The organism is Bradyrhizobium rifense (assembly GCF_008123425.1).
GTDB lineage: Bacteria > Pseudomonadota > Alphaproteobacteria > Rhizobiales > Xanthobacteraceae > Bradyrhizobium > Bradyrhizobium rifense.
The window spans coordinates 230489-248584 of the sequence record NZ_VSSS01000030.1 but is presented as its reverse complement, the minus strand read 5'-3'; the positions used below and the strand labels follow the sequence as shown (position 1 = coordinate 248584).

The following is an 18096-nucleotide window of genomic DNA, read 5'->3' as shown; positions in this document are numbered from 1 at the left end:
GTGTCTCCATGGCTGACATAGCCAGCGCCCATGTCTGTACCTCCGCACGTCAGACATGCTCGTAAACCGTTCGCCCACCGACGATGGTCCTGATAGTGCGGCCTGTAAAGCGGGCTTCGTCGAACGGGGTGTTCTTGCAAGGCGATTTGAGATCGGCGGGATCGACCACCCAGGGCACATCGGGATCGATCACGATGACGTCGGCCGGGCTGCCTGCGCGCAGGGTTCCGCCAGGCAGCCCCAGAATCTCCGCCGGCCGGGTCGACATTGCCCGGATCAGCGTCTTGAGGTCGAGCTCGTCATTGTGGACCAGCCGCAGGCCCGCCGGCAGCATGGTCTCGAGACCGATCGCGCCGTGAGCCGCTTCCGCGAACGGCAGGCGCTTCATCTCGACGTCGTGCGGATTGTGATCGGACATGATGACGTCGATAAGGCCGGAGGCCACCGCCTCCACGAGCGCGCGGCGATCGTCCTCGGTGCGCAACGGCGGCGACAATTTCAGGAAGGACCGATAGGGGCCGATGTCGTTCTCGTTCAGCGCAAGATGGTTGATCGATACCGAGGCGCTGACGGCAAGGCCTGCGTCGCGGGCGCGCTTCAGGATCTCGAGCGACTCGATGCAGGACAGCGACGCCGCGTGATAGCGGCCGCCGGTCAGCGCGACCAGGCGCATGTCGCGCTCCAGCATCACGGCCTCGGCGGCCTTCGGGATGCCCATCAGGCCGAGGCGCGAGGCGAACTCGCCCTCGTTCATCACGCCTTCGCCGACGAGATCGGGATCCTCGGTGTGATGCACGATCAGCGCGTCGAAATCGCGCGCGTAGGTCAGCGCGCGGCGCATCACCTGCGCATTGGTCACGCTGCGGTCGCCATCGCTGAAGGCGAGGGCGCCTGCGGCCTTGAGCAGGCCGAACTCGGTCATCTCCTCGCCGCGCATGCCCTTGGTGAGCGCCGCCATCGGCAGGATGTTGACGATCGCAGTGTCGCGCGCGCGGCGCATCACGAAGTCGACGGTCGCCGAATTGTCGATCACCGGAGAGGTGTCGGGCTGGCAGATGATGGTGGTGATGCCGCCGGTCGCGGCCGCCTGGCTCGCGGAGGCAAAGGTCTCGCGATGGCTGAAGCCGGGCTCGCCGACGAAGGCGCGCATGTCGATCAGGCCGGGGGCCACGATCTTGCCGGAGCAGTTGACGACGTCGGTGCCCTCGGGGACACCGGCCGCGCCGATGCCGCGGCGGGTCTCGCGGATGACGCCATCGGCAATCAGGACGTCGCCGGGGCCGTCGAAATCCCTGCTGGGATCGACGACGCGGGCATTGGCGAGCAGGATGGGGCGGCGGTCAGTCAACATGAGCATCACGCGTTCGGCAGGTTACGGGCGAGCGCTTCCAGCACGGCCATGCGCACGGCGACGCCCATCTCCACCTGTTCGCGGATCAGGGACTGCGCACCGTCGGCAACCGCAGTGTCGATCTCGACGCCGCGGTTCATGGGGCCGGGATGCATCACGAGTGCATCCGGCTTGGCGTAGGCGAGCTTCTTCTGGTCGAGCCCGAAATAGTGGAAATATTCGGAAGTCGACGGCACGAAGGAGCCGTTCATGCGCTCGCGCTGCAGCCGCAGCATCATCACAATATCCGCGCCGTTGAGCCCTTCGCGCATGTCGCGCGCGACCTCGACGCCCATCCGCTCGATGCCGGGCGGCAGCAGCGTGGAGGGGCCGACGACGCGGACCCGGGCGCCCATGGTGTTGAGCAGGATGATGTTGGAGCGGGCCACGCGCGAATGCAGCACGTCGCCGCAGATCGCGACCACGAGACCCTCGATCCGGCCTTTGTTGCGGCGGATGGTGAGCGCGTCGAGCAGTGCCTGCGTCGGATGCTCATGCGCGCCGTCGCCGGCATTGATCACGGAACCGTCAACCTTGCGGGCCAGCAGTTCCACCGCGCCGGAGGCGTGATGGCGCACCACCAATATATCCGGGTGCATGGCGTTGAGTGTCATCGCGGTGTCGACCAGCGTCTCGCCCTTCTTGATGGACGAGGAGGACACCGACATGTTCATGACGTCGGCACCTAAGCGCTTTCCCGCAAGCTCGAACGAGGACTGGGTCCGGGTCGAGGCTTCGAAGAAGAGGTTTACCTGCGTCCGTCCACGCAGGACGGTGCGCTTCTTGTCAACCTGGCGGTTGAGCTCGACATATTCTTCGGACAGGTCGAGGAGGCCGGTGATGTCGGCCGCGGAAAGGCCCTCGATGCCCAGCAAATGCCGGTGGCCGAGGACGAAGGTCGATTTCGATGTCATTAAAGCGAGAGCTATAGGCGCGGATGGCGGGGGGAGCAAGGGCCAATGCCGGGGCGGGGAGTTATCCCCTGATCTGTCGGTTGTCTCGCCGCAAAAAGGCGTGGAGGGCCGGGACAAACCCGGTAACGACGATGTGGGGGGCATTCCATGAAATCAATTCGAATTGCAATTGTGCTGGTAATGACGGCTTGCACCGCTCACGCCCAATCGCTCCCTGGCGGCTTCGTCTATTTGCGCGACGTCGATCCCACCATCATCCAGGACATCCGCTATGCCAGCTCCAACAATTTCATTGGCCGCCCGCTCGCCGGCTATGGCGCCGGCGAATGCGTGGTGAAGCGCGAAGTCGGGCTGCGGCTGAAGGCGGTCCAGCAGGATCTGGCCACGCAGAATCTCTCGCTCAAGATGTTCGACTGCTACCGGCCGGCGCGGGCCTCGCTCGATATGGTGAAATGGTCGCAGAACGGCCACGAGAGCGCCGCCGATCGGCGCTACAATCCGAAGATCCCCAAGACCGAGCTGTTTCGCCTCGGCTATATCGCGAGCCGATCGCAGCATTCGACAGGTGCCGCGCTCGACCTCACGCTGGTCGATCTCAAGGCTGACAAGTCCGCCAGGATCGATCCGTCAAGATCCTACGCCGACTGCACGGCGCCGGTCGCGGCGCGGCTGCCGGAGGGCAGCGTCGACATGGGTACCGGCTATGATTGCACGGATGCGAAAGGGCATACCGCAGCACCGTCGATCGATCCGGATCAGCGCGCCTGGCGCAAGCGGCTGGTGACTGCGATGGCGAAGCAAGGCTTTGTGAACTATTCGAAAGAGTGGTGGCATTTTTCCCTGCCGGGGGCGGGCGGGGCGGCCTATGATTTCCCTATCCAGCCGCGGCGGAACTGATTCCGGCCGCAGGAAGCGCCATGACAGAGCCCGCGATCACCACCGACGACGTCAATCCCCTCAATCCCGTCCATCCGCCGCTCACCGTGACATCGGTGGAGCAGGCGCCGCTGCGCGTCTGGAAGTTCTGGGGCACGGCGCTGTGGGGCCTGCTCGTCTTCGTCGCGATGTTCGTCGGCCAGGTCGGGGCGATCCTGCTGCTGGTGGCGATGCGCGGGCTGCCGCTCGACATGGACTCGATCCAGTCGGTCGGGCGCGAGCCGCAGGCGCTGGCGCTTTCGGTCATCATGGGCCTGCCTGCGACGCTCGCGGCGGTGTGGCTTGCCATCCGCCTCAAGAAGGCATCCTTCGTCGACTACCTCGCGCTGCATTGGCCGACCTGGCGGCAGCTCTTGCTCGGCGCGGCCGGCCTCATCCTGGTCGTGATGACTTGGGAAATAGTGTCGCGATCCCTCGGCCGCGAGGCCACGCCGGGCTTCATGACCGATCTTCTGAAATCGGGCCGCGACAAGGGCGCGGCGCTGTTGCTGCTATTTGCTTTCAGCGTGGCAGCGCCGATGTCGGAGGAGGTGCTCGCGCGCGGCTTCCTGTTCCGCGGCTGGTCCGCAAGTTTCCTGCGCGTGCCCGGCGCGATCATCCTGTCGTCGCTGGTGTGGACGGCGGTGCATCTGCAATACGATCTGTACTTCCTCGCCGAGGTGTTCTCCATCGGCCTCTGGTTCGGCTACATGCGCCACCGCGCCAACTCGCTCTGGCTCACCATCGTGCTGCATGCGCTGAACAACATGACCGCGGTGGTGCTGACGATGTGGCTGGGGAGCTAGCGAGGAGGCTCGGCCACCAAGCTGTAGGCGTGTCGCTTCCGCGGTGCCATTCGTTATTGACGATCGGCAACAGGCATTGATACTTTGGGTAGAGCGAATATTCACAAATCCTAAAAAGTTGTTCTCTAAATTCCTTATGCCGGATTTCAAGAACGCGAGCGCTCCCGTCCTTCGCCCGCAATCCGCGGGGCGGACTTGGGATTTCTGGGAGACAACGTTAGTTGCCTTGATCGCAGACGGCGCTTTCGTTCTGACAGGCTGGATGGTGTTGAATTTCATTCTGGCTGCGACCGTGGGAGCAAAGGCCTACGCCCCAGGAGAATTCAAAACGTGGGCATCGCAGGGACGCTGGTATGGAGTCTATCTTGTTTCGGGCGCGCCGGCGGCCGTCGCAGTGCTTTGGGTTGCGATCCGCATGGCAGGGAGAGACTTCGGCGAATATCTCGCTCTGAACTGGCCAACCGGGGGCGAAATTGTCCGTGCTCTCGCCATCACGACGATCTTTATGTCGATTGAAGGAGTTGTGCTGTCGAAGATGAGTACGGGTGGATATCAATCCGATCCCACGCTCATCGTCGGAAGTGCCGGTGGATTGCTTGTGTGGCTCATTGGAGGCTCTATCGCTGGACCTCTTATGGAAGAGTTCGTGGTTCGCGGCTTTCTGTTCCGTGGTTGGTCGGAATCATTCCTCGGGCCGGTCGGCGCCATCATCCTTACGTCGGCAGTATGGGCATTGAACCATACTCAGTACGATTGGTTCGGACGATCGATCATTTTTGCCTTTGGACTTGTCCTTGGGCATCTTCGATGGAGCAGCAATTCCACCTGGACTACGGTGGTGGCTCATTCGGCCTGCAATATCCTCATCTCCGTTACGTTGGGGCGCTACGTTTAATGCTCACGCCACCAGCGCGATCGCGATCGGCATCGTGATCGCCGCCAAAATCGTCTGCAGCGTGATGATTTGCGCCAGCAGTGGCGCATCGCCGCCCATCTGGCGGGCCAGAACGTAGGCGCTGGGCGAGGTCGGCACCGCCGCGCAGATCGCGACGATGGCGAGGCTGTCGCCGGAGAGGCCGAACCACGCCGCAAGAACCAGCGCGAGCACCGGCATCAGCACCAGCTTGAACGCCACGCCGAGCGTTGCACTGATGCTCGGGCGGAGCAGGCCCTTGAGCTGGAGGCCTGCGCCGGTGACCAGCAGGCCGATCGCGAGCGAGGAGCGGCCGAGCGCATCCGCAACCTCGTGCCAGATCCTTGGCAGCGGCAAATGAATGACGTTGACGACGAGGCCGATGATGCAGGCCCAGATCAGGGGATTGCGGATCACGGTCATGACGATCGCGCGGACGGACTGCTTCTCAGGCGATGCGTAGTGGGCGAGCACGGCGACGCTGAACACGTTGACCAGCGGAATGATCGCGACCATCGCGACCGAGGCCAGTGCCAGTCCGACGTCACCGTACAGATTGGCGGAGACGGACAGCGCGACATAAGTCTGCCAGCGTGTCGCGCCCTGGAAGATCGAAGTGAAGGCGGGGCCATCGATATCGAGGCGCGACAGGGCAGGGCGCAACGCGAGGCACAGAAGTGACATCGCGAGCGCCGACAGCAGCAGCGCACCACCGACGCCGGCGACCGGCACTTTTGTGAGGTCGGCTTTCACCAGCGTCTGGATCAGCAGCATCGGGAACAGCACGAAATAGGTCAGCCGCTCCAGCCCGTGCCATTGCGTGTCGAGCCGCATCAGGCTGTGCCGGAGCACCACGCCGAGCACGATGAGGATGAAGACCGGCAGCAGTGCCGCGATCACGATGGCCATGGATCAGCCATTCTCTGAAGCCGTGCGAAGATTGGCGAGCCGGTCGAGCGCGCCCTGCAGGATGAAGATCGCGGCGTGCTCGTCGATCACCTCGGCACGCTTGGCGCGGCTGACATCCATGCCGATCAGCTCGCGCTCGACCGCCGCGGTCGAGAGGCGTTCGTCCCAGAGGCCGATCGGGAGCGTGGTCAGGTTGGCAAGATTGCGGGCGAACGCCCGGGTCGATTGCGCGCGCGGGCCCTCGCTGCCGTCCATGTTGATGGGCAGGCCGAGCACGAAGCCGACGATCTTGCGTTCGGCTGCGATGGCGAGCAGCCGCGCCGCGTCCTGCTTGAACGCCTTGCGTTGGATGGTTTCGACGCCCGTCGCGAGCCGCCGGTCCGGATTGGACACAGCAACGCCAATGGTCTTGGTGCCAAGATCAAGGCCAACCAGCCCGCCGCGTTCGGGCCAGTGAGTTGCAGCATCGATCAGAGGCAGGATAAGAGCCGGCATGATTTAGCGCATATCACGCGTCGCGCTGCGGAGTGAACCGGGAACATGGATGCGCTGACATTATTCGGTCTGTTTGCGGTGACGGCGATGCTGGTCACTTACGCCCTGGAGGACCGCAGCCATTGGTTCGTGCTGTTGTTCGCCGGCTCTTGCGCGCTCGGCTCGGCCTACGGCTTCCTGCAGGGGGCCTGGCCGTTCGGTCTGGTCGAGGCGATCTGGGCCTTCGTTGCGCTGCGGCGGTGGTTGCTCAGGCCGCGATGATGTCGTCGTCCCTGGTCAGGCATGACAGGAAGCCATGAAGCGCGCTGGTTTGATGGCCGGCGCGGCGCTGGATGAACAGCGTCTCGACGCGTGCATGTGACGGGCTCAGCGCGTGCATCGTCACGCTGCCGTTCATCGCGCTGCGTTCGACCACCGCGCGCGGCAGGAGCGTCACGCCCATGTCGGCGGCGACGCAGCCGATCATGCCGTCGAGCGTGCCGAGCTCGAAGCGTGCTGCCGAAGGCCAGCCGAATTCGACGAAGATTTGCTCGAGCCGCTGCCGATAGGTGCAGCCGGTGCGGAACGCCAACGCAGTCGGGCCTGACTCGGGCGTGCCAGAGCGCAGCTCGGCGAGCGAGGCCCAGCGTCGCGCGCTGACCAGCACCAGCTCTTCGCGGAATGCGCTTGTTGCAGTGAGGTCGGGGTGCGCGATCGGACCCGCGACGAAGGCGCCATCGAGCGTGCCTTCGAGCACGCCGGCGACGAGATCGGCGGTCGGCGACGTGCGCAGGCTCAGCCGCACGGCGGGGAAGCGGCGGTGGAAATCGGCCAGCAGCGGCGGCAGCCGTACCGCCGCCGTCGTCTCCATCGAGCCGATCGAAAGCGGACCCCTGGGCTCGCCATCGTCGCGCGCCGCGAGCACGGCCTCGTGCGACAACGCGGCCATACGCTGCGCGTAAGGCAAAAGGCGTTTGCCGGCACCGGTCAGCGTCATGCCGCGGCTGTGGCGCTCGAACAGCGGCGTGCCGATCTCGGCCTCCAAGGCCTTGATGCGCTGAGTGACGTTGGATTGCACCGTGTTGAGCTCTTCGGCGGCGCGGGTGATGCCGCCGGTGCGGGCAACCGCGGCAAAGGTCTGGATGTCACTCAGTTCCATGGCGTCGTTTCGCTTTTGTGATGGCAGCGTTCGCAACAATTCATTTTTCGAGAATGCTAGTTGGGCCTAGTGTTCTTGTCCAGAGTGGGAGACCCCATGCCGATCACCACGCCGCTGACGGAGCTTCTCGGGATCAGGCATCCGATCCTGTTAGCGCCCATGGACACGATCGCGGGCAGCCGGCTGACCCGCGCCGTCAGCGAGGCCGGCGGCTTCGGCATCCTCGGCGGTGGCTACGGCGATCGCGCGCGCCTGCAGGCTGAGGCCGCGGAGTTGAAGGGTTTCGCGCCGTTCGGTATCGGCTTCATCACCTGGAGCTTGGCAAAACAACCTGAGCTTCTCGACATCGCGCTCGATGCCCGCCCGCAGGCCGTCATGCTGTCGTTCGGTGATCCCGCGCCGTTCGCGCCGCGCATCAGGGCGAGCGGTGCGCGATTGATCTGCCAGGTCCAGAGCGAGGACATGGCGAAGCAGGCGCTCGATGCCGGTGCGGAGATCTTGATTGCGCAGGGGACAGAGGCGGGTGGCCACGGCGCATCGCGCACCACCGTCGATATCGTGCCTGCGATCGTCGATCTTGCGGCGGGACACGTGCCCGTCGTCGCAGCCGGTGGCATTGCCGATGGCCGCGGCCTCGCCGCGATGATGATGCTCGGTGCCTCCGGCGTGCTGGTCGGCACGCGCTTTTATGCAAGCGTGGAGGCCAACGGCGCCGCGGAGGCCAAGGAACGCATCCGCATAGCCGATCCAAACGACACCGTGCGCGGTGTCGTTCCCGACTGGTCGCGAAAACTGTTCTGGCCGGCGCCGTTTACCGCGCGAACGCTGATCAACGGCCATATCAAGAGCTGGACCGGCCGCGAGGTCGAGCTGTTGCAGCGCGCAGACGACGTCGCCGGGGAGTATGCCGCGGCAAAAATGGCGGGCGATTTCGAAATCGCGGCCGTCTTTGCGGGCGAAGCGGTAGGCCTGATCCATGATATTCCACCGGCGGCCGAGATCGTCGAACGGATTGCGTCTGAGGCCGAGCAGTTGCTTGCCGGCCGGCGCAACTCCATCGCATCGCTCGCCTGAACCAAGAGAGACACACCATGTGGCCTGACCGTCGACTGATCGATCTCTTCAAGACCGAATTTCCGATCGTGCTGGCGCCGATGGCCGGCGTGATGGATGCGGAGCTGGTGATCGCCGTGGCAGAGGGTGGCGGACTTGGCTCGTTGCCGAGCGCGATGCTGTCGCCGGAGAAGGCGCGCGAGCAGGTCAACATCATTCGCCAGCGCGTGAAGGCGCCGGTCAACATGAACTTCTTCTGCCACACGCCGATCGAGCTCACGGCGGAAGCCGAAGCGCGCTGGAAGCAGCGGCTCACGGGCTACTATACCGAGCATGGCCTCGATCCGTCGGCACCGATCAATGCGGCGAACCGCGCACCGTTCGATGCCTCTTTCTGCGAGATCGTCGAGGAGCTGAAGCCGGAGGTCGTCAGCTTCCATTTCGGCCTGCCGGAGGCGGCGCTGCTCAAGCGCGTCAAGGCGGCAGGCTGCCTCGTCATCTCGTCCGCCACGACGGTGAAGGAAGCCGTCTGGCTCGAACAGCACGGTGTCGATGCCGTCATCGCGCAAGGCGCCGAGGCCGGTGGGCATCGCGGCATGTTCCTGACTGACAAGATATCGGAGCAGCCCGGCACGTTTGCGCTGGTGCCGCAGGTCGCCGATGCCGTGAAGGTGCCGGTGATTGCGGCCGGCGGCATCGCGGACGGGCGCGGCATAGCAGCCGCCCTTGCGCTCGGCGCCTCCGGCGTGCAGATCGGCAGTGCTTATCTGCGCTGTCCGGAGTCCAAGGTCAGCGCGGGCGGGCGCAAGGCGCTTGCCGAGGCGGGGGACGATTCCACCGTCATCACCAATGTGATGACCGGCCGCCCGGCGCGTGGCGTGCAGAACCGCCTGATGCGCGAGGCCGGCCCGATCTCGCCCGATGCGCCGCCATTTCCCCATGCCGCAACAGCCCTGGCGCCGCTGAAGGCGGCAGCCGAGAAGCAGGGGCGCGTGGACTTCACCAATCTCTGGGCAGGACAGGCGATTGGGATGGGACGGGAGCTTCCGGCGGCCGAATTGACCCGGGATCTCGCCAAATCGGCGCTGGCCCGGCTGCGCCAGATGGCGGGGTAGCTCCCGGCGCCGGTTGCGGCGCAAAACCGGCCTCTGCTATACGGCACATAGGTTTTGCCGTGAGAGGCCTTATATAATGTCCGTCGACGCCGCTACCGTCCGCCGCATTGCGCATCTGGCGCGCATTGCGGTTTCCGAGGACGAGGTTCCGCATCTGCAGGGTGAGCTCAACGCCATGCTCGCCTTTGTCGAGCAGCTCTCGGAGGTCAATGTCGAGGGCGTGGAGCCGATGACCTCGGTCACCCCGATGCAGATGAAGAAGCGGCAAGACGTGGTCAATGACGGCGAGATCGCCGACGATATCGTTGCCAACGCGCCTGCGACCGAAGGTCACTTCTTTCTGGTGCCGAAAGTCGTCGAGTAGTTTTTAGGACGCCGCCCGATGTGCATGCTTTGCGACGATGAGAAGGCTTATCAGGCCTACATGAACTATCTCGACAAGATGGAGCGGCAGGGCAAGGCTGCCGATCCCAATGTCGCCGTCAATGCCGTGCTCGACGAGATCGAGGCCGCTGCGAATGCCGCCGCCAAGAAAAAAGACGACCCGGCCAACGACAAAACCCTGTCTCCGTTCTTCTGCAGCCCGATTAATAAATGACCGATTTGACATCGCTGACGCTCGCCGAGGCCCGCAAGGGTCTCGCGGCCAAGACTTTCACGTCACTCGAGCTGACCGACGCGCATCTGAGCGCGATCGAAGCCGCGCGCGTACTCAACGCCTTCGTGATGGAGACGCCCGATCGCGCGCGTGACATGGCGAAGGCCGTAGACGAGAAGATCGCCAGGGGCGACGCCGGTCCGCTCGCGGGCATTCCGCTCGGCATCAAGGATCTCTTTGCGACCAAGGGCGTGCGCACCACGGCGTGCTCAAAAATCCTCGGCAATTTCGTGCCGACTTACGAGTCCACCATCACCTCGCAGCTCTGGCGCGACGGCGCCGTGATGCTCGGCAAGCTCAACAATGACGAGTTCGCGATGGGCTCGGCGAACGAGACCTCGTGCTTCGGCCCCGTCGGCAATCCCTGGCGGCGTGAGGGAAGCAACACGACGCTGGTGCCGGGCGGCTCGTCCGGCGGCTCGGCTTCGGCCGTGGCGGCGCTGCTCTGCATGGGCGCGACCGCGACCGACACCGGCGGCTCGATCCGCCAGCCGGCCGCGTTCACCGCGACTGTCGGCATCAAGCCGACCTATGGCCGCTGCTCGCGCTGGGGCATCGTCGCCTTTGCCTCCTCGCTCGATCAGGCTGGACCGATCGCGCGGACCACGCGCGATGCGGCGATGCTGCTGCGCTCGATGGCCGGGCATGATCCGAAGGACACCACGTCCGTCGACGTGCCCGTGCCGGATTACGAGGCTGCGATCGGCAGGTCCGTGAAGGGCCTCAGGATCGGTATCCCCAAGGAATATCGCCTCGACGGCATGCCGGCCGAGATCGAGAAACTCTGGAGCGAGGGCGCGGCCTGGCTGAAGGCGGCCGGCGCCGAGCTCGTCGAGGTGTCGCTGCCGCACACCAAATACGCGCTGCCGGCCTACTACATCGTGGCGCCGGCGGAGGCCTCGTCCAACCTCGCGCGTTATGACGGCGTCCGCTACGGCCTGCGCGAGCAGGGCAAGAACATCATCGAGCAATACGAGAACACCCGCGCAAGAGGTTTTGGCGCGGAGGTGCGCCGCCGCGTCATGATCGGCACCTATGTGCTCTCGGCCGGCTACTACGACGCTTATTATCTGCGCGCCCAGAAGGTGCGCACGCTGATCAAGAAGGATTTTGAGGATTGCTTCGCCAAGGGCGTCAACGCGATCCTGACGCCGGCGACGCCGTCGGCCGCCTTCGGCATCGGCGAGAAGGGCGGCGCCGATCCCGTCGAGATGTATCTCAACGACATCTTCACGGTTACCGTGAACATGGCGGGCCTGCCGGGCATCGCCGTGCCCGCTGGCAAGGACGCGCAGGGCCTGCCGCTCGGCTTGCAGCTGATCGGCCGTCCCTTTGACGAGGAGACGCTGTTCTCGCTCGGCGAGGTGATCGAGCAGGCCGCCGGCCGCTTCACGCCCGCGAGGTGGTGGTGAATGTCGCCGCCTTCATCGCGAGCCTCGACGGCGCGGCGCCCGCGCCGGACCTGAGCGCGTCGCTCGCCGGTCTCTGGTGGGCGGCGAAGGGCGATTGGGACCAGGCGCACAAGATCGTCCAGGACGACAATGGCCGCGACGCCGCCTGGGTGCACGCATACTTGCACCGTGTCGAAGGCGATCTCGGCAATGCCGGCTACTGGTATCGCCAGGCCGGCCAGCCCGCGGCGAAGGATTCATTGGAAGCGGAGTGGGAGCGGATCGTGTCCGCGCTTTTGCCTCGTTAACCCTGTATCGGCGCTAGCCTCGGGGTCATGCCGATGTCACCTTTGAGCATGATAGACTGGCGGCGACAGGGTGGGGCCTGCGACGGGACATTCGGGTGCAAGCGTTGAAAATGCGGGGATGGGCCCTGGCCGGGTTGGCCGTTGCGTTCGCGGGGTTATTGGCGGGATGCGCGACGGTCTACAATTTGCCGGGCAACGCTCCGCTCGGCGAAGCGTTGGCCGACAATGATTTTGGGCGAGAAGTTCAGAGTTACGCAGACGATCTACTGCTGGGGTTGTCGTTCTCCGGCGGCGGCATGCGTGCCGCGGCGTTCTCCTTTGGGGTGCTGACCGAACTCGATCGATCTCGCGTCGGCTCCGATCACGCGAAAACGCTGCTTGACCGGGTGGACTTCGTCTCCGGCGTCTCCGGCGGATCGGTTACGGCAGCTTATTTCGGCCTCAAGCAGCGTGCTGCGATTGCGGATTTTCGCGAGCGTTTCCTGCTGCGGAACGCCGAGGAAGGTCTCAATACCAGCGTTTCGCTCGGGAACATCGGGCGCGCACTCGGCGGCGGCGTCAACGACAGCCAGTTTACCAACTGGCTCGATCGAAACCTGTTCGATGGCGCGCGGTTCGATATTTTTCGCGAAGACCGGCGCCCGCGGGTCTGGATCAATGCGTCCGACATCTACAACCGCACGCCATTCGTGTTCGGGAAGACCACCTTTGACGCGCTATGCAGCGATATCCGGTCTTATCGCATCGCTGAGGCGGTCGCAGCGTCCGCGGCGGTACCGCTTGCCTTTGCGCCGATCGTGCTCGAGACCTATCCCGGCGGCTGCGCAACGCAACTGCCGAACTGGATCGAACGCGCACGCCGCGATCCGAATGCGCAGCCCTTGTTGCGGTCGTTTGCGGAAGCCAACGCCCGCTATCACGATGGCTCGATGCGTTATGTGAAGCTGCTCGACGGCGGCCTCGTCGACAATTACGGCCTGTCCGGTTTCAGCATCGGGATGCTGGCGGCGCAGCGTCCGTTCGAGCCGATGAACGAGCGGCAGGCCGTGAAGGTGCGGCGGATCATGTTCCTTCTCGTCGATGCCGGGCGGGGTATCTCCGGCGATTTCGCGCAGCGGGTCGAAGGGCCAAGCGGCATCGAACTGGTGTCGGCGGCAGCCGATACCGCCATCGATGCAGGCGTGCGATCCAGTTACGCGGCATTCACCGGCCTGGCCAATGACTGGGTGGGGAAGATCAGACGCTGGCGATGCAGCCTGTCGGCGGCGGACCGTGCCCGTCTCGGGGTCGGCAATAATTGGCGCTGCAACGATGTCAGTTTCTTCATCGATCGGGTGAATTTCGAGCAGCTCGGGCCCGCGCGTGCCGGCATCCTCAATACGATCCCGACGCGGTTCTCGCTGCCGGCGGACCAGGTCGATCTCCTGATCGAAGGCGGCGCCGACGCGCTGCGCCAGAGCAAGCCCTACCAGGCGTTTCGCCGGGGGCTTTGACCCCGGGTGCGGCTGTTGATCACCAGAATGTCGGCTTCCTCGGCTTGACTGGCGCCAGCCGTTGCGCGAAGCCCAAATCTTCCCATATCTTGCCATCCTACATTTGAATGGTTCGGAAGCCGGATCGATGAACGTGTCAGTCACACCGCACAAGCTTCTCAAGGGCGCCACCGGCGACTGGGAAGTCGTCATCGGCATGGAGATCCATGCCCAAGTGACGTCGAACTCAAAACTGTTCTCGGGCGCGTCGACTGCATTCGGCGGAGAGCCGAACAGCCACGTGTCGCTGGTCGATGCCGCGATGCCGGGCATGCTGCCTGTCATCAACGAGGAATGCGTCAGACAGGCTGTCCGGACCGGGCTCGGCCTCAACGCAAAAATCAATCTGCGTTCGGTGTTCGACCGGAAAAACTATTTCTATCCGGACCTGCCGCAGGGCTATCAGATCAGCCAGTACAAATCGCCGGTGGTGGGCGAGGGCGAAGTGGTGGTCGAGCTCGACGGAGGCCGCAGCGTCTCCATCGGCATCGAGCGGCTGCATCTGGAGCAGGATGCCGGCAAGTTGCTGCACGACCGGTCGCCGACGATGACCAATGTTGATCTCAACCGCTCCGGCGTGGCGCTGATGGAGATCGTATCAAAACCGGACATCCGCGACGCCGAGCAGGCCAAGGCCTATGTGACCAAGCTGCGCTCGATCCTGCGCTATCTCGGCACCTGCGACGGCGACATGGAGAAGGGAAGCTTGCGCGCCGACGTCAACGTCTCCGTGCGCAAGCCGGGCGCGCCGCTCGGCACCCGTTGCGAGATCAAGAACATGAACTCGATCACCTTCATCGGGCAGGCGATCGAGTACGAAGCGCGCCGTCAGATCGAAATTTTGGAGGACGGCGGCACGATCGACCAGGAGACGCGCCTCTACGACCCCAGCAAGGGCGAGACGCGCTCGATGCGCTCGAAGGAAGAGGCGCACGACTACCGCTACTTCCCCGATCCGGATTTGCTGCCGCTGGAGTTCTCGCAAAGCTTCGTCGACGAGCTGAAGGCTGAGCTTCCCGAACTGCCGGACCAGAAGAAGACGCGCTTCGTTGCCGACTTCGGCCTGTCGGCTTACGACGCGAGCGTGCTCGTCGCCGAGCGCGAGAGCGCGGTGTTCTACGAAACGGTGCTCGACAGGCTCGCCAACCGCGCCCGCGACGGCAAGATGGCGGCGAATTGGGTGATCAACGAGCTGTTCGGCCGTCTCAACAAGGAAGGCCGGGATATTACGGCCTCTCCGGTCAACGCCGAGCAGCTTGCGGCGATCATCGACCTGATCGGCGAGGGCACGATCTCCGGCAAGATCGCCAAGGATCTGTTCGAGATCGTCTGGCAGGAGGGCGGCGACCCTCGTGCATTGGTCGAGAGCCGCGGCATGAAGCAGGTCACGGATCTTTCGGCGATCGAAAAGGTTGTCGACGACATCATCGCGGCCAATCCCGACAAGGCCGCGCAGGTGAAGGACAAGCCGCAGTCGCTCGGCTGGTTCGTCGGCCAGGTGATGAAGTCATCCGGCGGCAAGGCGAACCCGCAGGCGGTCAACGAGCTGCTCAAGTCCAAGCTCGGCGTCTGACGTCACGCGTTCGGACGAGGTGACGACACGCTTCGTCATCTCGATCAGCGTTCGCGATGCGACGCACTCACGCGTCATCGACAGCAAGATTCATCCCGTTGAGGTCACGATGCAGTTGCGAATCGCGGTGGCGCGATTCGCACAAAACGGCGACCTGCACTCGCTCTGACGAGCGCTTCCGCCGTTAAGCATGAAAATAATTTCGTTGCCAAAATTCGCGACTCAGAGTCCGCGACTCACCTCCACGACGCATTCGCGCGCTCTGCGGTGCGCGTCATCGCACTGATCATGCGTGATGTGCGCGCGCAGAATAATACTTGTTGCATAGGGTATTCTTGCAATCGATGCGCTTGCCGGCTGCGACGTTGCGAGAAGCATTTGCAATCGCAGACGCGTGTCTCTGCGTCTCGGCAAATCAAGCGCGGCTGGCGCACGCGCGTTGCGTCGTCAACACTTCCTTAAGTGAGAAGATGTTTTTTTCGTCGTGTTGGTGTATTCGGGGTGAGTGCATTCGATCCCCGAATGTACGCAGCGATTAAAGCCATCTCACACATCGGAGGGCAACATGGCCAAGAAAGCAAAGAAGGCGAAGAAGGCGAAGAAGGCGAAGAGCGCAGTGAAGAAGACTGCGAAGAAGACCCGCAAGGTCGCCAAGAAGAAGTAACTTCGCTTCTGAAGTTGCCGGCTCCTAGAGAGCCGGCACGTCATCAGCGCCTCTCAAAAGGTTCTGGTCGACGATAGAGGGTGTCGGCGAGACATCAGGTCAACGGTCGGATCGTCAGCTTTTGCGGGCTCGCTCGTCAAAGTCCGGTCCGGCAGAAGAAACAAGTTTTCTTCGTTCGGTGCGGCGCCTTGAATAAGGGCTCCGCAATTCCACAGACGGCCTTCGGGCCAATTTGGAATCTGGTCCTGACGTGTTCGCCGACGCCCTCGTTCCCTGAGGCCGGGGTATTGCCGGCATTCCCTTTCCGGACATTGTTGATCTGACCTAGACGCAAGCCGCGCCGCGCCGTCGTGCTGCATGGTCGTGCTGGGGCCGTGCTGCCTTGAGGCAGGCGAGGGTGCGGCAAACTTTCGTTGCCGCGACGCCGGTCACTCAGGCACAATGCCAAGGCCATCGCCCCGACGCCGGGTCTCGCCTCCGTGTCCTGCCGGCATGACTGCCGGGGGCCGGCGCCCGCAGCGCGAGGCGATCCTGCGACCCTTCCACCGCGCCGCCGCTCCCACAAATTGTAACCACAGGACACGCGCCACCGCGCGCGATGGTTATCGATGTCCGAAAATCCCACGGTAAACCAAATCTGACGAATCGCAGAAGTGCCTGCAAATCACGGACTTCTCGAGTTTCCTGTGCGCGTGGCAGGCGCTTCCGTTTACGTCTGCTTCATCGCGATACTTAAACTGCCATTCAAATTTGCCCGCCATCATCGCCTCCAACAAGCCGGCAAACGGATTGGGCAAGAAGACTTCGGGATGAGTTGAACAGCGCACGATCCCAGAAGGGGTCATGCAAATCAGAGTTGGACGGGAGCCGCGCTCGGGGGAACGAGGCGGCACAAGAAAAAGGGGATGCGTTATGTTTCAGGGTACTTTCGATCTCGATGCGGCAACGCCGATCGATGCAAGCGCGCTGTCGGACGTTCTGTTCGAGCGTGGGATCTATTGGGCGAGCGGCCGCTCGGGCCTGGTCGACCTCGTCGCCGCGCACAAATGGTTCAACCTCGCTGCGCTGAAGGGCCGCAGGGACGCCGTCGCTCTGCGCCAGGAAGTGGCCGGCCAGATGTCGGAGTCCGAGATCTCGGCCGCGCAGCGTGACGCGCGGGCGTGGGTGTCCGCGCATTGAAGTGAGAAGCGCATCCGGCCCCGTGGGTTTCACGGGGCGATTGGGTTGCGCTCAATCAAGTTCCCGCGTCGTGCCGCCACTTAAGACCGGCGTGGCATGAGCGATCCCGAAAAGGAATGCCTCAGGACTGAGTCGCTGGCTGCCGGCAGAGCCGGCGTCTGGTTCAAGGCCTTGAGAGGCGAGGCGGTGCTGATATCGCCGTCGCATTGGCGGATCTGGCGATCCCGCGTCCAGGAACATGCACACATATATAAGGAGAGCGCGAATCGGGCTGGGCTCAGCCGCGCGGATCCTTGCGCCAGGCTGTCGCAGCCGTGCGACGGTCGCTTTCAGATGAACAGACCTGGATTCTGCAGCTGGGTGGCGGAGAGGGAGGGATTCGAACCCTCGATACAGCTTGAGACCGTATGACGCTTTAGCAAAGCGTTGCCTTCAGCCACTCGGCCACCTCTCCGGTGCGAGCCTTATGCATCTAATTACTTGGGCCGGTCAATTTGGAAGCGTGTGTTTTCACTCGAATATTCCCAACGATTTCCGCAGGACTGCGGGCCAATCATGACGGTTTGCTTTCCAGTCGAGAAACGTCACGCCAAAAGAGCGGACGCAGAACCAAAGCGCTTGGCAGGGGTGACAGAGACAGTTCCGCGGGCGACGTCGTGTCTTCTCCCTCAAGCGATTGAGTTTGCTGGAAATTTCCTGCTGCGGTCGGCTCTGCGAGGCAGGATGCCGGCTTGCTGCGCCGTTCGCGGCTTAATGGAGGCATCGACGGCGAACCGCTCATCTCCGCCAGCGGGGATGCCGGCCCGATTCTCCAATCGGCCGAGTGACTTCAGCTACATGAGGGGTCTGCGCTGCCGGAAATCACCGAGAGTTACCGCGCATTACACATCGTCTGAGTCTGTGTGCCGATTCCACGATTCGAGCGTGTCAGAGCCGCCTCTGTGTGTAAGCCGACCCGCGCGCCATCGGATCGGGAATTTCGGGGGCAAATGGAACCGTTCAAAAAAATACAGCAAAAACAACATGTTGCAGGCGTCGAACGATCACATCTGCGTGTTATTTGTGCAACACCCGTCGGAAAACACACGTCATAGGCCCGCTTCGGAGCGTTCTGTTGTTGTGTGTGCAAGGACGTTCGGTAAT

The 18096-nt window shown here is 63.6% G+C and carries 18 protein-coding genes and 1 tRNA gene; 13 read left to right on the top strand and 6 right to left on the bottom strand.

The window, feature by feature from the left end; genetic code table 11:
• Nucleotides 1-49 precede the first annotated feature (49 nt).
• A complete protein-coding gene (locus FXB40_RS19890) occupies nt 50-1351 on the bottom strand; it encodes a dihydroorotase (protein WP_148773960.1) in 1302 nt (433 codons plus the stop codon).
• Between the two features lie 5 nt (nt 1352-1356).
• Nucleotides 1357-2304, bottom strand: coding sequence for an aspartate carbamoyltransferase catalytic subunit (locus FXB40_RS19885; protein ID WP_143845774.1), 948 nt, complete (start codon nt 2302-2304; stop codon nt 1357-1359).
• A gap of 147 nt (nt 2305-2451) precedes the next feature.
• Here FXB40_RS19885 and FXB40_RS19880 point away from each other — a divergent pair, with 147 nt between their 5' ends.
• The 3 genes from FXB40_RS19880 (at nt 2452) to FXB40_RS19870 (ending at nt 4920) form a co-directional block, all read left to right on the top strand.
• Entirely contained in the window at nt 2452-3201 is a 750-nt protein-coding gene (locus FXB40_RS19880; RefSeq protein WP_246207728.1) for a M15 family metallopeptidase, read from the top strand.
• Between the two features lie 20 nt (nt 3202-3221).
• The gene (locus FXB40_RS19875) at nt 3222-4025 is read left to right on the top strand and encodes a CPBP family intramembrane glutamic endopeptidase (RefSeq protein WP_148773854.1); all 804 of its coding nucleotides are present in this window, start codon (nt 3222-3224) and stop codon (nt 4023-4025) included.
• Between the two features lie 226 nt (nt 4026-4251).
• Nucleotides 4252-4920, top strand: a complete 669-nt coding sequence (locus FXB40_RS19870) for a CPBP family intramembrane glutamic endopeptidase (RefSeq protein WP_246207726.1) — start codon at nt 4252-4254, stop codon at nt 4918-4920.
• A gap of 3 nt (nt 4921-4923) precedes the next feature.
• On the opposite strand, the gene FXB40_RS19865 is transcribed toward FXB40_RS19870, so the two are convergent.
• Entirely contained in the window at nt 4924-5847 is a 924-nt protein-coding gene (locus FXB40_RS19865; RefSeq protein WP_148773853.1) for an AEC family transporter, read from the bottom strand.
• Between the two features lie 3 nt (nt 5848-5850).
• Nucleotides 5851-6342, bottom strand: coding sequence for a Holliday junction resolvase RuvX (ruvX, locus tag FXB40_RS19860; RefSeq protein WP_148773852.1), 492 nt, complete (start codon nt 6340-6342; stop codon nt 5851-5853).
• Nucleotides 6343-6387: 45 nt separating this feature from the next.
• Here ruvX and FXB40_RS19855 point away from each other — a divergent pair, with 45 nt between their 5' ends.
• Nucleotides 6388-6603, top strand: coding sequence for a hypothetical protein (locus FXB40_RS19855; protein WP_148773851.1), 216 nt, complete (start codon nt 6388-6390; stop codon nt 6601-6603).
• Here the strand turns inward: FXB40_RS19855 and FXB40_RS19850 are convergent.
• Nucleotides 6590-7480 carry a LysR family transcriptional regulator gene (locus tag FXB40_RS19850; protein ID WP_148773850.1) on the bottom strand — a complete coding sequence of 297 codons (891 nt, stop codon included), beginning with the start codon at nt 7478-7480 and terminating at the stop codon, nt 6590-6592. The two genes, FXB40_RS19855 and FXB40_RS19850, sit on opposite strands and share 14 nt — an antisense overlap.
• Before the next feature lie 96 nt (nt 7481-7576).
• On the opposite strand from FXB40_RS19850, the gene FXB40_RS19845 reads away from it, so the two are divergent.
• The 9 genes from FXB40_RS19845 to FXB40_RS19790 all read left to right on the top strand — a co-directional run bounded on the left by FXB40_RS19845 (nt 7577) and on the right by FXB40_RS19790 (nt 16953).
• Nucleotides 7577-8554 carry an NAD(P)H-dependent flavin oxidoreductase gene (locus FXB40_RS19845; RefSeq protein WP_148773849.1) on the top strand — a complete coding sequence of 326 codons (978 nt, stop codon included), beginning with the start codon at nt 7577-7579 and terminating at the stop codon, nt 8552-8554.
• Between the two features lie 17 nt (nt 8555-8571).
• Nucleotides 8572-9648: an NAD(P)H-dependent flavin oxidoreductase gene (locus FXB40_RS19840; RefSeq protein WP_148773848.1), complete on the top strand. Its 1077-nt coding sequence runs from the start codon at nt 8572-8574 to the stop codon at nt 9646-9648.
• Nucleotides 9649-9724: 76 nt separating this feature from the next.
• Nucleotides 9725-10012 carry an Asp-tRNA(Asn)/Glu-tRNA(Gln) amidotransferase subunit GatC gene (gatC, locus tag FXB40_RS19835; RefSeq protein ID WP_008548395.1) on the top strand — a complete coding sequence of 96 codons (288 nt, stop codon included), beginning with the start codon at nt 9725-9727 and terminating at the stop codon, nt 10010-10012.
• A gap of 18 nt (nt 10013-10030) precedes the next feature.
• Nucleotides 10031-10246, top strand: a complete 216-nt coding sequence (locus FXB40_RS19830) for a hypothetical protein (protein WP_014494728.1) — start codon at nt 10031-10033, stop codon at nt 10244-10246.
• Entirely contained in the window at nt 10243-11718 is a 1476-nt protein-coding gene (gene gatA / locus FXB40_RS19825) for an Asp-tRNA(Asn)/Glu-tRNA(Gln) amidotransferase subunit GatA (protein ID WP_148773847.1), read from the top strand. Before FXB40_RS19830 ends, gatA begins: the two co-directional genes overlap by 4 nt.
• A complete protein-coding gene (locus FXB40_RS19820; RefSeq protein ID WP_148773846.1) occupies nt 11709-12005 on the top strand; it encodes a hypothetical protein in 297 nt (98 codons plus the stop codon). The genes gatA and FXB40_RS19820 overlap by 10 nt, the downstream gene beginning before the upstream one ends.
• A 110-nt stretch (nt 12006-12115) precedes the next feature.
• Nucleotides 12116-13498: a patatin-like phospholipase family protein gene (locus FXB40_RS19815; protein WP_148773957.1), complete on the top strand. Its 1383-nt coding sequence runs from the start codon at nt 12116-12118 to the stop codon at nt 13496-13498.
• A gap of 127 nt (nt 13499-13625) precedes the next feature.
• Nucleotides 13626-15110 (top strand): Asp-tRNA(Asn)/Glu-tRNA(Gln) amidotransferase subunit GatB, encoded by a 1485-nt coding sequence (gene gatB / locus FXB40_RS19810; RefSeq protein ID WP_187436995.1) that lies wholly within the window; start codon nt 13626-13628, stop codon nt 15108-15110.
• A gap of 1576 nt (nt 15111-16686) precedes the next feature.
• Nucleotides 16687-16953 carry a hypothetical protein gene (locus FXB40_RS19790; RefSeq protein WP_148773844.1) on the top strand — a complete coding sequence of 89 codons (267 nt, stop codon included), beginning with the start codon at nt 16687-16689 and terminating at the stop codon, nt 16951-16953.
• 361 nt (nt 16954-17314) lie between these two features.
• Here the strand turns inward: FXB40_RS19790 and FXB40_RS19785 are convergent.
• Nucleotides 17315-17407, bottom strand: a tRNA-Ser gene (locus tag FXB40_RS19785).
• Nucleotides 17408-18096: the final 689 nt, after the last annotated feature.

Bases quoted from the DNA above. Each gene is read 5' to 3' on its own strand.
- FXB40_RS19885 (WP_143845774.1), bottom strand. From the start codon at position 2,304: ATGACATCGAAATCGACCTTCGTCCTCGGCCACCGGCATTTGCTGGGC.
- gatA (WP_148773847.1), top strand. From the start codon at position 10,243: ATGACCGATTTGACATCGCTGACGCTCGCCGAGGCCCGCAAGGGTCTC.
- FXB40_RS19875 (WP_148773854.1), top strand. From the start codon at position 3,222: ATGACAGAGCCCGCGATCACCACCGACGACGTCAATCCCCTCAATCCC.
- FXB40_RS19865 (WP_148773853.1), bottom strand. From the start codon at position 5,847: ATGGCCATCGTGATCGCGGCACTGCTGCCGGTCTTCATCCTCATCGTG.
- FXB40_RS19815 (WP_148773957.1), top strand. From the start codon at position 12,116: ATGCGGGGATGGGCCCTGGCCGGGTTGGCCGTTGCGTTCGCGGGGTTA.
- FXB40_RS19850 (WP_148773850.1), bottom strand. From the start codon at position 7,480: ATGGAACTGAGTGACATCCAGACCTTTGCCGCGGTTGCCCGCACCGGC.
- gatC (WP_008548395.1), top strand. From the start codon at position 9,725: ATGTCCGTCGACGCCGCTACCGTCCGCCGCATTGCGCATCTGGCGCGC.
- FXB40_RS19790 (WP_148773844.1), top strand. From the start codon at position 16,687: ATGTTTCAGGGTACTTTCGATCTCGATGCGGCAACGCCGATCGATGCA.
- FXB40_RS19840 (WP_148773848.1), top strand. From the start codon at position 8,572: ATGTGGCCTGACCGTCGACTGATCGATCTCTTCAAGACCGAATTTCCG.
- ruvX (WP_148773852.1), bottom strand. From the start codon at position 6,342: ATGCCGGCTCTTATCCTGCCTCTGATCGATGCTGCAACTCACTGGCCC.
- FXB40_RS19830 (WP_014494728.1), top strand. From the start codon at position 10,031: ATGTGCATGCTTTGCGACGATGAGAAGGCTTATCAGGCCTACATGAAC.
- FXB40_RS19855 (WP_148773851.1), top strand. From the start codon at position 6,388: ATGGATGCGCTGACATTATTCGGTCTGTTTGCGGTGACGGCGATGCTG.
- FXB40_RS19890 (WP_148773960.1), bottom strand. From the start codon at position 1,351: ATGTTGACTGACCGCCGCCCCATCCTGCTCGCCAATGCCCGCGTCGTC.
- gatB (WP_187436995.1), top strand. From the start codon at position 13,626: ATGAACGTGTCAGTCACACCGCACAAGCTTCTCAAGGGCGCCACCGGC.
- FXB40_RS19845 (WP_148773849.1), top strand. From the start codon at position 7,577: ATGCCGATCACCACGCCGCTGACGGAGCTTCTCGGGATCAGGCATCCG.
- FXB40_RS19880 (WP_246207728.1), top strand. From the start codon at position 2,452: ATGAAATCAATTCGAATTGCAATTGTGCTGGTAATGACGGCTTGCACC.